Source organism: Bartonella sp. AP7XZML (assembly GCF_042195745.1).
Classification (GTDB): Bacteria; Pseudomonadota; Alphaproteobacteria; order Rhizobiales; family Rhizobiaceae; genus Bartonella.
The window spans coordinates 672-13,356 of sequence record NZ_JBHIOT010000069.1 but is presented as its reverse complement, the minus strand read 5'-3'; the positions used below and the strand labels follow the sequence as shown (position 1 = coordinate 13,356).

Sequence of the window (12,685 nt, the reverse complement as noted above, 5' to 3'; positions counted from 1 at the left end):
GTCACAAAAGAAATTAGGCAGTCAGTTAGGTGTGACTTTTCAACAAATCCAAAAATATGAAAAAGGCTCTAATCGTATAGGCGCAGGGCGTTTACAGGAAATTGCCGATATTCTTAATGTTCCTATTGCCTTTTTCTATACGGATCTCTCGACAAAAGAAAACGTCTTGTATTGCTGTGATGAAGGGATCGCAAGCAAAGAGGAGCACATCCTTTTGAAAAGTTTTAGAGAGCTCAAAGCTAAAAAGCAGAAAGCAATTTTAAGATTAAATTTTCGTTAGAATCAAAAAAAAGATTAAAGAGGCTCTTGCTAAATAATAAATTATTATATAAAGCTTTTTTTAGAGAAGGGGGTTAACATTTCTCCTCCCCCCCCCCGCAGAAATGTCCAAATAAAACCTCCTTCTCATCGTTTTAAAAATCACGAAAATTTTTATCCTTTATCCTTTATCTTTTATTTTTTTTTAAAAGAGTGACTTGTTTGTGCTAGAAAAGTTGCTGTATTAGGCAAATTGGAGGGCGGGGTGTTTTTAGTAGGGATTTGGGAAGGGCTGGAAAAGTCGTCTTGCCAAATAGAGTTCTCAAAAGGAAATATTGGAAAGAAACTATCAAAGGGGCGGCTTAAAAGAAGCTACCAAAAATCCGGAACTTCAGGCTTTAAATGAGGACCAATCCGTACCGCCGAGACCTTTTCTGCTAAACCGGTGCGATCTGAAATCTCAACCGCTAAACCACAAAGGGTGGCGGGACCACACGCCGGTTCAAAACGATCTTGCTTTGTCTTATAAAGAAAACGGTGTAAGGGTTCTTCTTTATCCATTCCAAGAGAGGAATTATAATCTCCACACATGCCTGCATCTGTTAAATAGGCGCTCCCACCTTCTAAGATTTGCGCGTCAGCCGTGGGAATATGCGTATGGGTGCCAACGATAACACTCACACGACCGTCAAGAAAATGGCCAAAACATTGCTTCTCGCTTGTCGTTTCTGCGTGAAAGTCAAAAATAATCGTATCGGCTTGCTCCATCAACGAACAGGCAAGCAGAATATTTTCCGCTGTTTCAAATGGATCTTCTACTTTACACGGCATAAAAACGTTGCCCAACAGATTGGCGACAAGAACACGGGCGCCATTTTTTGCCGTAAAAACACCAGAACCTTTTCCAGGAGTTTCTTTCGAAAAATTGGCAGGGCGTAAAAAACGATCACTCTCATGGGCATACTGCAATGCTTCTTTGTGAGAAAAAGCATGATTACCTGTGGTGACAACATCAACACCGGTTATCAAAAGATCTTGATACGTTTCTTGTGTGAGACCAAAACCACCAGAGGCATTTTCACCATTTACCACAACAAAATCAAGCTGCCATTTCTCAATCAGTTGAGGAAGGTGTTCAAAAACAGCTTTACAGCCTGTGCTACCAACAATGTCACCTAAAAATAAAAAACGCATAGGCGCTTTAATCACATTTTAACATTTTAAGAAACCTTTTTCTGTAAAAATTCCTTGTACCTGTAGATCATATTCTGTCGGAGGAATAGAGGAAACCTCCTGACATGAAAATCCTATGCCCCATAATATCATTTGATGCCCTTGTTTTTCAAGAGCTGCAATAGCACGGTCATAGTATCCTCCTCCATAGCCAAGACGGTGACATTGACGATCAAACGCAGAAAGTGGAACAATAATATTATTGGGGGCAACAACGTCATTGTCTGCACCCGGACCAAAGGTGCCAAAACGCATGGGCTCTAAAATCGTGCTGGGCGAAAATGCACGGAAAATCATGGTGGTGGAATCAAGAACTGCTGGTAAGGCTAAATGCCCACCGCGTAACGCTACAGCATTCAGTAATGGACGCGGGTCAATTTCCGATTTAATGGGCCAATAGCCTGCTAAAATGAGGCGTGAAAAATCGGTGCCCTTCTTTTCAAGGTATTCAATAAAGTGGCAACAAGCATGCTGCGAAAAGAGTGCACGCTCTTCTGTTAAAAGAGCATCACGACGCGATAAACCGCTTTTGCGTTGCTGTGTGCGAAGGGATGAAGCAGATTCATAGAGGGGATTATTTGTCATTGTCTCGTCAATTGTTTTATAAGATGCTGGTATTTTATCCATTGTTGGCGTTTTGTAAATCTCTGTATGGACCAAGAGCTGTGCTCATGAAAAAAAAGCATGAAAAAAAGTGTGTGCTCTTTAGGGGGCATCTTGGTGCGACAAGCCGCTTTTGCGTTGCTTGCGTGCGAAGAGGTGAAGCAGATTCACAGAGGGGATTATTTGTAAGTGCTGTTTGTTTTATAAAATAAAGCCTATCGTAATTTTTATTTCTTGAAAAGAGAGTATCGTCATTGGTCTTATGTAAAAGGACGCTCTCAATTTTAGCTGGAAAAATTTGATGTAAAAAAGTTATATAAATAAAGGGTGATCCACAACAGCCGATGGAAAAAGCTGATCCCGGGAACCTATACAAATAGGTGGGCGCCATATGAAAAAGCCCACGGGCTTGATCAGGGACAGCTCCCTTGGAGATCATTAAGGTCTCAGGAATACGTTATTTCCTGTCGAGAAGCGCAGAACACCCTCCTTAATATAAAACAATTTCAGAGCTTCTGCTAGAGATAAAATAACCTCGCTCTCTTCTTTTTCATAAAGTATTTCAGGAGAGATTGATGATATTGTCGGTGGTTGCTCGAAATGGCTGTATGATGGATGGCTTATTCAAAGTAAAAAAGCAAAAATATGAGTGGGGGTGGGTGATTGAGTGACGTAGAACGGTTTATTGGCAATGGCTTGATTGGCTCTTTTGGGACAGTGCTTGATTTTTATGTTTCGGGGGTAATGCTTGGAGGAGTTTTGAAAGGAATATTTCTTATTCAAGGATGTTGGTTGAATTGGTGTTGCACCTTTGAAGTTTTTGCTTTGTGAAGCCATATTTCAGGGCTGTTTTATCAACTTTGAGGGGTGGAGGAGAGCCGATACGGTATGTGCTGCTATGGTTGAAGCTCAAAAATAAAAAACAGACGATGACAGTTTATCAGAGGCGCTAAGCGATGTTTTAAGCTTTTTTCAAAAAGTATTTTTTGAGGATCGTGTTTACAAATTTTTTTATCCATGATGGAAGGTGTGAAAAGAAGAAACGGCTGAAGAGGACTCCGGCGTGGAAGCGTTTGCTTGCTATGAGAAGAAATTCTGTAGGGAGTATATTGGCAGTGTTTGGAAGATGCCTGCAATACAAAAAAAGTCCAAATTCAAAAAAGGCACTGTGAATTGTGTGGGGGGTGATGGTGTGGTTATAAGCAGGGGCAGTTTATTGAGTGGAATGTGAAACAGGTCTTTGCCGTCTTATCTAGGTTTGAAAGGATGCCGTAAAGTGTCTTGTTCTTGAATGGTTTCAAAGAGCTTGTGGTGATTGTTCGTCTAACAGAGCTTGCACGCGCTTTTGAATCCTGCGCATTTGTGGAGTGTAATCCAATGCTGTTTCATCAATCTTAAGAGCCAAGTTTTGGACGCTCTGTTGCTTCCATAGTAATGGCTAAGTTTCAAAAAAGGCACTGTCAATTGTGTGTGGGGGGGGGTATAAGCAGGGGCAGTTTATTGAGTGGAATGTGAAGCCGGCTTGCGTCTTATCTAGGTTTGAAAAGATGCCGTAAAGCGTCTCGTTCTTGAATGGTTTCAAAGAGCTTGTGGTGATTGTTCGTCTAATAGAGCTTGCACGCGCTTTTGAATCCTGCGCATTTGTGGATAGTAATCCAATGCTGTTTCATAAGCTTTAAGAGCAAGTTTTGGACGCTCCGTTGCTTCCATGACAACGCCAAGTTCAAAAAAAGCACTATAATTGCGCGGCTCAAGTTCAAGAGCATGGTTGAGATCAAGCAGGGCAAGCTTGAAATCGTTCAGTTGAATGTGAATCCAAGCGCGTCTTATCCAAGCTTCAGAATGAGTAGGTAAAAGTGCAAGAGCATTGTCAATATAATCAAGCGCAAGTCCATAATCGTCGCTGTTGAGTGCATTTTCAGCCCATGACATCAAAAGATCAATCGTCTCGCTCCCCGATTGGGACCATAAATGTTGAAGCTGTTGACTGATCTTTTTCGCTTTAGCAACATCAGCACAATATTTCAATTCTTTGAGTAAACGTGAAATTTCTGCTTCTTTGCGCTGCTTAACTCTGTCAACATGGGAAAGCTGCTCTTTGTCAAGATCTTCAAGAATAACCGCCGAAGTATCAGAATCGGAGGGCGTTGAGGAAGGGGGAGGAGAATTGGGAATAAGATCATCTAACGGTAAAAGCGATTGTGGAGAAGGCCGATCTTCAGGAAGAGAAGGAGGATTTTGCCCATAGCTCGAGGGAACAAAACAAAAAACGCCAACAAAAAAAAGAAAAAACGCACGCTGAAAAATACAGAAAAAACGCAGCTGAAAAAATCGAAAGGCTTTTAAAAAAATAGAAGAATCCATAAAAACAAGCCCCCAAAAGATAAATCACCAAATATTATCAAATACTAGACTTGTAATCAACGGACTTATAACCAAAAAAACGCAAGAAAAATTTTTTAAGCCTACAATCAAAGTAGGCATAAAAATATTGATCCTAAAGAAATTAGTCCTAAAAGAATTAGCCCTGACGTGCTCTAAAACGTGGGTTCGTTTTATTAAGAATATAAACACGACCCTTACGACGCACCAAACGATTGTTACGGTGGCGCTCTTTTAGTGCTTTAAGCGAATTTTTAATTTTCATCATATTCACCGTTTAAATAGTTTACGTAACACAATACTATAATACAATATTAAAACACGAAAATACAATATTACAACCCCAATAGACTGCTCACTTTAATGAGCATTGCATTGCGATATCGTACTTGCATGATAACATCACACGATACACTTTTTCACTGTGATCACAAAAAGAAAAGCGCACTCTTAAGGTACGCATTAACCACTTCATTAGCACAACGATAAGTGAAAATTGCAAAAAAGTAGGAGAGATTTAACAAGAAGTCTTATTCTTGTCAAGGGTATATCCCTTACAAATTCCTTAGGGTGTGTTAAGGGTTGGCCTTGAAGGTAAAAAATTTCTCGTAAAGAAGGACACAAAAAAGCACAAAGAGTGAAAAAAAGTAAAAGCTTCCTATTTGTGAGAAAATAATCCTGTTTTTTCGTAACATATCATCGTTAAGTAAGGCTCATGTAAAATTTATAACATGAGGTGTTTTTTGTTCGTGTGTGAGGATATTCTTAAGGCTTATTCTTAAAACCTAAAAAATAAACCGCATGATGATGACAAAGATGATGAATTGATAAGGATAAATTTCTATTGTTCAGAGAAAACATAGTAAAATAAGAGTTTTGCATAGTCTTAAGGTTTTCTCATTGCAAATCTGTGTATCTTTAAGCATAGCATTCGCTGCTTGCATATCATAAGCGGGATTGATCTATGGTAAAGATACTTGAAGATAAGGAATAAAACGGTCTTTTATGAATGCTTTCAAGTACAAGAGAGTGTTGTAACATTGGGGGCTGACAAAGCGGTGTGATGAGGTTGGTGTTTACGCTTCATAAGCTTGAAGAGGGGTGGTGCACTATGAATGTTTAAGCTATTACCGAGAGCTTTCACTCTATGACGGGGGCTACTGTTGTGAAGTGGTGGCAATGTGCATTGGCCAAGTGTTTCTTTAAAACAAGTGCGTAAATTGGCAACACAAGTGTCTTCTGTTTGAGGCTTTTATTTTACGTGAGGGGTGAGAGGATGTTTGGTTTGGGAATGGATAAGCTTAGTGCTGTAATCATATCCTGTAATTATATCTTTGACGTGGAGATCAGGGACGGAGCGGAGCGCTCGGTACTTTTAATGAGGGATTAAATCTGTGCTGTTAGAGTGAAAGATTATGCATAAATTTCTCTTTTAAGGCAATAGTTTATGATTTTTTGCAACCCAATTATTTCTATGTGGGTGGAGTGCTGGATATTGTCAAACGGAGGGGGAATTCAAATTATCCGGTGAGGGAACCAGTATAGTGAGAATATACTTTGGCTCTTGAACGTGGATAGTTTGAATTCCTTTTAATATCCATGCTGTAGAAAAATTTGATCTTCCCAAGGGTGGTCTATGATGATGTTTATTGAAAGAGTGAAAGGTTCACATTGTCTGGCGATAAACGTAATAAAAGCATGTCATAATACCAATTTATATACATGTTGCAAATGCCAAAGAGAGCTGACGTAATGATCATTGGTATCCCGATCGATAGGGGTAATGACTCTCTTCCTACTGCGAGGTATGTTAGACAAAGAATTCCTGCCATTAATAAAAAGCCTATCGCTAGGATTTTTATTACGAAAACAATGGGTTTACGAAAGGTTAAAAGAAAGAGGAACAACATATGTCTAAATGGACCCCTTTACGTTTTTGGGGAGGAACAGACTGTGCCGCATTTAAAGTTTCTTCTTTATTTTCATTGTTTTCATCTTTGAGTTTGTTTGAAGAGATACCCTCCATTATTTTCCCCTTTTGTATGGTATCTTTGCTATAAAAAGATCTAAGTTTGTGCTGAACGTTAATCACATATTAAGATAAGATACAAGCGAAATTATTTTATTATTGTTAGAAGTGAAGTATTTTTTCGCATAATGAGCGTTTTAAAGGCAATGATAGTGTTAAAATAATAGTATTAAAAAGTATAGTTTAGCTTTATCAGGATAATAAAATAAACATTTATATTTATAAATTATTAGGTGCTCTTGAAAGAAGCTTGGATTGAGAAAAATTGTGGGAACTTCATGAAGCGCTGGTCTGTTGGGGGTGACGAATGTCATTGCTGAGCAGGATTAGAGAGTTACAGACAATCTCTTATGGGTGGTTAAGAATATGCGTAAACAAAGTGCGTTTACGATAAGGGGAGTTCATAAAGAATTGTGCGAGATGCAATAAAGAGATGCCATAAAACCAATGCGCATTATACGGTGGTGATGCACCTTATAATTCATTGTTTTAACAGGATTAAAAGGTAGGAAAATGGATGCGCTGAAAAGAGAGGGGGCGTGAGAGAAGAAAAATTGATCTGAAAAGAAGAAACTTAAGCCTTTGGGGAGAAGTTCAGGAAACCTTTTCGAGGAATGTGTTGGGGGGGAATTAACGAAAGGAGAAAATCTTCTATCCGTTGAAGGAAAAAGAGAGAGGAGAAAAAGAAGAAAGTTGCTATGCTGGAGGGGGCTATCGTCTGGCTGATATTGGGCCGAATTCTCGAGAGTTGTTTGGGGAGAGTAATACGTTTTACCTCTTTGCAGCGATTTTATGGAAAACAAAACGATGCTTTTGTGAAAATGCTTTTGTGAAAAAATGAACATAAGAAGAGAAGCTAGAGACAATAAAAGCGCAATCATGGGGATTGGTATCTATGGGGTGCAATAGATCAGTCTATTTCTTAAAGATTGGCATTAAAAGAAAAATGAAGGGGCTGCGTATGTTATAGGGGAATATTTATGCTGTGGGAGGTGGAGGGGTAGTGAAGTTGGGGGCTGGTGGATTGTTTTTAGCCGTGGGGGGATATTTTTGAGAAAAGGAAGAGGAGAAGAGCTAGGGGGTGGAGTTGAAGGGTTGGGAGCGCTTGTTGTGCTGCTTGGATATCGGTGTGGAGTGAAGTTTTGTTTTTGAGGGCGGATGAGATGTTCGTGTAGGATGAAGCGGTTTGGAGGGGAAAGAGGTGATGTTTTTAAAAGAGCAGTGCTTGTAGGAGGGCGTGAAGCCCTGCTAGGGGCGAATTAAAAGGTTAGGGGCGCTTTTGAAGCCGATGGTTATCGGTGTGGGGGAGAAGTTGTTTTTTCAGTTCATTGGGGGGAAAAGTGTGAAAAAGTATTTGTATATATGTGGGCTTAAGATTTGTTGGCTGGTCCCAGTAATTGGATGATATGCCCCATTTTGCGGTTGGGGTGAACAGTGCTTTTGCCATATAAATGGATCGAGGTGCGCTCTTGCTTCAGAAAATATTTTAACGTGCTAAAATTGTTACCAAGAAGATTGGTCATTTGGCAATCGCTATGGCGATAGGGACTGCCTAAGGGAAGTCCGCAAATAGCACGGATATGCTGTTCAAATTGTGAAGTTATGCATGCCTTTTGTGTCCAATGACCAGAATTATGGACACGCGGTGCTAATTCATTCACTAAAAGATGACCATTCGTTAAGACAAAAAGTTCAATACAAAGAACACCAACATAATCGAGGGCATCCATGACTGTTACACTGATTTCTTGAGCTGCTTTTTGCACGTCAAGTGGAATATGTGATGGAACAAAGGACTTATGAAGAATACCATTTTTGTGTTGATTTTCAGGGCAGTCATAAAAAATATGTTCTCCTTGTTTTGTACGTGCCGAAAGAACCGAAATTTCCGATAAAAAAGGGACTATTTCTTCTAAAATACAAGGCTGTTCCTGAAAAGTCCTTAAGGCTTCGTCAAGGGTCTGTTCATCTGGGTGATCAAGCTTGATCTGGTTTTTTCCGTCATAACCAAAACGACGCGTCTTTAAAAGACCACGTCCGCCTAAGGTATCAAGAGCGGAAAGAAGAGAAGAAGAATTGTCAACAGCGTGCCATAACGCGGTGCCAATCCCTTGATCACGCAAAAATTGCTTCTCAAAAAGTCGATCTTGCGTGATCTCTAATGCTTTGGAAGAAGGATAAACAGGCTTACTCTTTTCTACATATTGAACCGTTTGAAGCGAAAGATTTTCAAATTCATAGCTGACAACATCACACTGAGAAATAAAATGATCTAAAGCTGATATATCGTCATAGGAGGAAACAATATGGTTGTTTGCTGTTTGAGCGGCTGGGCAATCGGCTTCAGGGCAAAAAATAACGGTTCGAAATCCTAATTCTGCAGCCGCCATGGCGAGCATCCGCGCTAATTGTCCCCCCCCGATTAAACCAATGACGCTGCCTGGAGGTAACATGGTGAAGGGAGTGGTGTTGGCTAAGGTGGTGTTGGACGAGGTGGTGTTGGTTGAGGAGGCGTTGGCTGAGGAGGTGTTGAAAAACGGTGCCATTTTAAACCTCCGTTACAGGCGTTTGGGCGACATTGGCTGTTTGTTGTTGACGCCAATCTTCTAATCGTTGGGCGAGATCATGGTCATAAACGGCCATAACGGCTGCGGCTAAAAGGGCTGCATTAATTGCACCTGCTTTGCCAATTGCTAATGTGCCGACGGGTATCCCTGCTGGCATTTGCACGATTGAAAGCAAAGAATCTTGACCAGAAAGAGAGTGAGAATGCACTGGAACGCCAAAAACAGGAAGAGGAGTAAGGGCTGCTAACATACCTGGAAGATGCGCTGCACCCCCCGCACCGGCAATTAAAACTTTAAACCCTGCTTCTTTTGCTTCTTTTGCAAATTGATAAAGGCGTTCAGGAGTTCGGTGTGCTGAGACAATATGCGAACTATGAGAAATACCAAGATTCGTCAAAATATCTGCACTATGGCACATCGTTTGCCAATCCGATTGGCTCCCCATTAAAATCGCCACATCACATGATTTTTTCATCATTCTCTATCCTTTTCAAAGGTTCAATGCGATTCTTTATCATTATTTTTTTAAAGTTTTATATTCTTTTTGCAAAGCCAATTGATGACAGAGAAACAGTTATTTTTCAAATAAGGCGGAAAGCTAAAAATTTAAAGGGGATCTCGAGAGATGAAAAACTAAAGTATTGAAGGCATGAAGCACTTCTTGTGAGGGGGAGGGTAATGTCACGGGGTGGCGTGGGACCCATGAGGCTGTTGAGCTTGCGGTATTGTCTTTTATTTAAGATAAGAGGGAAAAATGTATTGGGGAAAAGCCATTGATTATAAGTTTTTTTAAAAAAAATGTCTTATTTTTTATTTGCTAAAATAAACAAGATCACCATATGATATAAAATCTGTTGCAATTTGAAACATTGCTTATGAGAAAAAGAGATTTTTATGTCAAAAATGTGTTGCAAAATGAGGATATTCTTTTGAGAAAAAAAGAGATGTATATCTCTCGATTTCAAAGCCTATTTATTTTGTTGTTCAAGTGATTCTTTTGTGAGTGGGGGATATAATCTTTATAGGGGATATAATCTTTATAGGGGATATAATCTTTATAGGGGATATAATCTTTATAATTGTCGATATATCTTTAACAATGGCTGATATAAGGGGAAGCGAATAATCAATGCTTTTGTGCTTTTAACGCTTTTGTTGAGATGTGCTTCTGAGCGATTATATCGTTTTTTCACTTAAATATAATGGCAATATCAATCGCGAGTGACGAATTGTGAATAATAAATCCATGGTCTCTTTTTTGCCCAATTTTGTAATATGGTGAACGCTGAAATAAATAAGAGTTAAACAACGGATGTAAAGGAGATTTAAAAGCTATGTTTCTTCCATTTTTAATCGCTTTAGGTACTGCAGTAACGACTATGTGTGGCAAAAAAAATATAAGTTATGCTTTGTGGGCAATTTTATTCGTTGTCATTCTTCTCACTTTCAATCATCACGCAACTTCTACTTTAAATTTATCTTTTTGAGAGAATAGCCATGGAACATGTTGAACAAAAAAATCCTCACTTCGTCATCTTTATGAATACGCTAGGACTCTTTGGGTTATCTATTGTCTTGGTGGTGGCTTTTTATTATCAATTGGTAAAGTTTGAGTTACCTTGTCCCCTTTGTTTGCTGCAGCGCGTTGGATTGATGCTGGCAGGTTGTGGGTTCTTACTCAATATTCACCATAAGGTGAAAAATACCCATTATGGTATGGTTATTCTTGGTTGTATGGTAACCAGTGCTGTGGCAGCACGGCAAGTGTTTTTGCATATCACACCCGATGATTTAGGATATGGTTCAACATTCTTTGGATTGCATTTTTATACTTGGGCTTTCATTATTTCTGTCCTTTGTATCTTTGCTGTCTCATTTGTCATGATTTTAGGCGAGTTGGCACACAAGTTCAAAGAATTTTCTCCTTTTCCAGTCTTGAGTAAAGCGGCAAGTTTCTTATTTGTGTTTTTGATTGCGGCAAATTTGATTTCTACCATACTGGAATGTGGTGGTGGGCAGTGTGCCGATGATCCTGTAAGGTATGAATTGTTATCAAATTGGTTCCCTTCACAGTCTTGAAATTTTTTAATAATCCCTCATCATAGTTTTTATTGTTAAAGAGGCGGAAATATTTAAGAATCCGCTTCTTTTTTATTTATTGGGAAGACATTTTAGCAAGATTGTTCGATAATCTGATCTTTTATACCAACGCTGGCTTTTATGAGCGCTGGCGATTGATATTTTTTTAGCGAAGACTTGTACTGTGAACCTTTTATGCTGTCTTTTGAGAGAGATGAAGGGATTGATTGGCTTGGAGGCGTTTGTAGAGAAGCCCCGGACTTTTGAGCCGCGTAGGTTAAGAAGCCTCGTTTTTTAAAGGTGCATTAACGATAAAAATTTTTTGTTCTTGATTTTTCTTAACGTTGTGTTAAATTGATCTTTGTATTCATTTTGGTGCTTCTAAAGCGTTTTTATTGCTTCTAGAGGGATTAATTTAAAATTTTGAAAGTTATGTGAATAATTTTCTGCAGAGGTTTGTTTATTAGAAGCAAACCTTTTTTTTTATCTAAGTTTTAGATGTTTTCTTTCAGTGTGAAGCCTTTTTTTAGAAAAAGGTAAGCGTCTTGATGATGACTCTCTTCTTTATTAATATATTGATTTATAATAATAAATAACCATTTTTTACCGTGAAGCGCGTTGCTGAATATAATAAAATTTCTCATCACCAGTTCTCTCATATTAAATCAATTAAAATTACTTGGCTTGTACATCATAAGTGGTGGGGCGTGCATGTGGGTCAAAACTGTACAAGAAAGGCAAGCCTTTAATGAATTATCTCTTGAACAGAAGGCTGTCTGCAACATTGGGAGCTGGCAGAGTTTTTGTGATGATGCCGGCCTTGTTCTTCCATAAGCGTAAACGTGTTTTTCCATAAGCGTAAAGATAGGGGAGGGCTGAAAGGATTTTATATACTTCATGGGGGCTTACCATTTCTTTACGGGCGGCGTTTTGCAAAATGGGTGTGATGAGCGTTGAGAGATCTTTCTTTAAAACAAGCGCGTGAATATGCAACACAAGTCTATTCCTTTTGGTGCGTTTTGTATTACGAAAAAAATTGATTTATAAAAAGGAGTTATCGTTGTGGATGTTGAACGAGAAAAACGAAAAGCTTCTCTCATTTCAAACTTTCTTATAGTCAATTAATTAAATGTGCTCTTCTACGTTACAAAAAAGCACTGGGTGTAAATAAAAATTCTTTTAAAAGTCGTAAAATGCTTCTTATGCACCCTTTTGATCGTTAGAATTTTTCGAAAAATTTTATGCTGCTCAATACAATAATAGGGCGGTTTATATCTATGATTTCAGTGAAAATAGGGGGAGTTAGATGAAAAGGGAGGCGAGATTTTAATGACAGTTGTTGAAAACGTTATTGTGTAATGCATTTTTTACAGATTTTCTGCTTTCTGTAAATATGTAAAAGCGTAAAAACGGAAATGTGCAAAAAAGGAAGCTGGGACTTTATGTGGGGTGTATGATTTTATCATGGCATGGAATGTGGAGAGAAGATTGGGGGGATGAAGAGGTGGGGGTGTTGAGGAGAGAGGGTGTGGGG

Annotated in this window: 11 protein-coding genes and 1 other RNA gene; 4 read left to right on the top strand and 8 right to left on the bottom strand. The window is 39.0% G+C overall.

Annotated elements, in window-relative coordinates; all coding sequences use genetic code 11:
• Nucleotides 1-280: helix-turn-helix domain-containing protein (locus ACFILT_RS05700; protein WP_375678433.1), on the top strand; the 280-nt coding region annotated here is incomplete at its 5' end.
• Between the two features lie 350 nt (nucleotides 281-630).
• Here the strand turns inward: ACFILT_RS05700 and ACFILT_RS05695 are convergent.
• The 3 genes from ACFILT_RS05695 to ssrS form a co-directional block, all read right to left on the bottom strand.
• On the bottom strand, nucleotides 631-1,452 hold the full coding sequence (locus tag ACFILT_RS05695; protein WP_375613599.1) for a TIGR00282 family metallophosphoesterase: 822 nt from the start codon (nucleotides 1,450-1,452) through the stop codon (nucleotides 631-633).
• 18 nt (nucleotides 1,453-1,470) lie between these two features.
• Nucleotides 1,471-2,076: a 5-formyltetrahydrofolate cyclo-ligase gene (locus ACFILT_RS05690; protein WP_375678442.1), complete on the bottom strand. Its 606-nt coding sequence runs from the start codon at nucleotides 2,074-2,076 to the stop codon at nucleotides 1,471-1,473.
• Nucleotides 2,077-2,419: 343 nt separating this feature from the next.
• Nucleotides 2,420-2,580: non-coding RNA, 6S RNA (gene ssrS, locus ACFILT_RS05685), on the bottom strand.
• 177 nt (nucleotides 2,581-2,757) lie between these two features.
• On the opposite strand from ssrS, the gene ACFILT_RS05680 reads away from it, so the two are divergent.
• Complete coding sequence (locus ACFILT_RS05680) at nucleotides 2,758-2,925, top strand: hypothetical protein (protein ID WP_375678434.1); 168 nt, start codon at nucleotides 2,758-2,760, stop codon at nucleotides 2,923-2,925.
• 747 nt (nucleotides 2,926-3,672) lie between these two features.
• On the opposite strand, the gene ACFILT_RS05675 is transcribed toward ACFILT_RS05680, so the two are convergent.
• The 4 genes from ACFILT_RS05675 to purE all read right to left on the bottom strand — a co-directional run bounded on the left by ACFILT_RS05675 (nucleotide 3,673) and on the right by purE (nucleotide 9,550).
• On the bottom strand, nucleotides 3,673-4,458 hold the full coding sequence (locus tag ACFILT_RS05675) for a tetratricopeptide repeat protein (protein WP_375678435.1): 786 nt from the start codon (nucleotides 4,456-4,458) through the stop codon (nucleotides 3,673-3,675).
• Nucleotides 4,459-4,615: 157 nt separating this feature from the next.
• Nucleotides 4,616-4,741: a type B 50S ribosomal protein L36 gene (ykgO, locus tag ACFILT_RS05670; RefSeq protein WP_004863016.1), complete on the bottom strand. Its 126-nt coding sequence runs from the start codon at nucleotides 4,739-4,741 to the stop codon at nucleotides 4,616-4,618.
• Between the two features lie 3,134 nt (nucleotides 4,742-7,875).
• Complete coding sequence (locus ACFILT_RS05665) at nucleotides 7,876-9,051, bottom strand: 5-(carboxyamino)imidazole ribonucleotide synthase (RefSeq protein WP_375678436.1); 1,176 nt, start codon at nucleotides 9,049-9,051, stop codon at nucleotides 7,876-7,878.
• 1 nt (nucleotide 9,052) lies between these two features.
• Nucleotides 9,053-9,550 (bottom strand): 5-(carboxyamino)imidazole ribonucleotide mutase, encoded by a 498-nt coding sequence (gene purE / locus ACFILT_RS05660; RefSeq protein WP_375610656.1) that lies wholly within the window; start codon nucleotides 9,548-9,550, stop codon nucleotides 9,053-9,055.
• An 856-nt stretch (nucleotides 9,551-10,406) separates the two neighbouring features.
• Between purE and ACFILT_RS05655 the strand changes: the two genes are divergently transcribed.
• Both ACFILT_RS05655 and ACFILT_RS05650 read left to right on the top strand, forming a co-directional pair.
• Nucleotides 10,407-10,559: a DUF5993 family protein gene (locus tag ACFILT_RS05655; RefSeq protein ID WP_273790835.1), complete on the top strand. Its 153-nt coding sequence runs from the start codon at nucleotides 10,407-10,409 to the stop codon at nucleotides 10,557-10,559.
• A gap of 10 nt (nucleotides 10,560-10,569) precedes the next feature.
• Nucleotides 10,570-11,151, top strand: coding sequence for a disulfide bond formation protein B (locus tag ACFILT_RS05650; protein ID WP_375613594.1), 582 nt, complete (start codon nucleotides 10,570-10,572; stop codon nucleotides 11,149-11,151).
• 753 nt (nucleotides 11,152-11,904) lie between these two features.
• Here the strand turns inward: ACFILT_RS05650 and ACFILT_RS05645 are convergent.
• Nucleotides 11,905-12,147: a hypothetical protein gene (locus tag ACFILT_RS05645; RefSeq protein ID WP_375678437.1), complete on the bottom strand. Its 243-nt coding sequence runs from the start codon at nucleotides 12,145-12,147 to the stop codon at nucleotides 11,905-11,907.
• Nucleotides 12,148-12,685: the final 538 nt, after the last annotated feature.

Bases quoted from the DNA above. Each gene is read 5' to 3' on its own strand.
- ACFILT_RS05690 (WP_375678442.1), bottom strand. From the start codon at position 2,076: ATGACAAATAATCCCCTCTATGAATCTGCTTCATCCCTTCGCACACAG.
- ACFILT_RS05695 (WP_375613599.1), bottom strand. From the start codon at position 1,452: ATGCGTTTTTTATTTTTAGGTGACATTGTTGGTAGCACAGGCTGTAAA.
- ACFILT_RS05650 (WP_375613594.1), top strand. From the start codon at position 10,570: ATGGAACATGTTGAACAAAAAAATCCTCACTTCGTCATCTTTATGAAT.
- purE (WP_375610656.1), bottom strand. From the start codon at position 9,550: ATGATGAAAAAATCATGTGATGTGGCGATTTTAATGGGGAGCCAATCG.
- ACFILT_RS05655 (WP_273790835.1), top strand. From the start codon at position 10,407: ATGTTTCTTCCATTTTTAATCGCTTTAGGTACTGCAGTAACGACTATG.
- ACFILT_RS05665 (WP_375678436.1), bottom strand. From the start codon at position 9,051: ATGGCACCGTTTTTCAACACCTCCTCAGCCAACGCCTCCTCAACCAAC.
- ACFILT_RS05675 (WP_375678435.1), bottom strand. From the start codon at position 4,458: ATGGATTCTTCTATTTTTTTAAAAGCCTTTCGATTTTTTCAGCTGCGT.
- ykgO (WP_004863016.1), bottom strand. From the start codon at position 4,741: ATGAAAATTAAAAATTCGCTTAAAGCACTAAAAGAGCGCCACCGTAAC.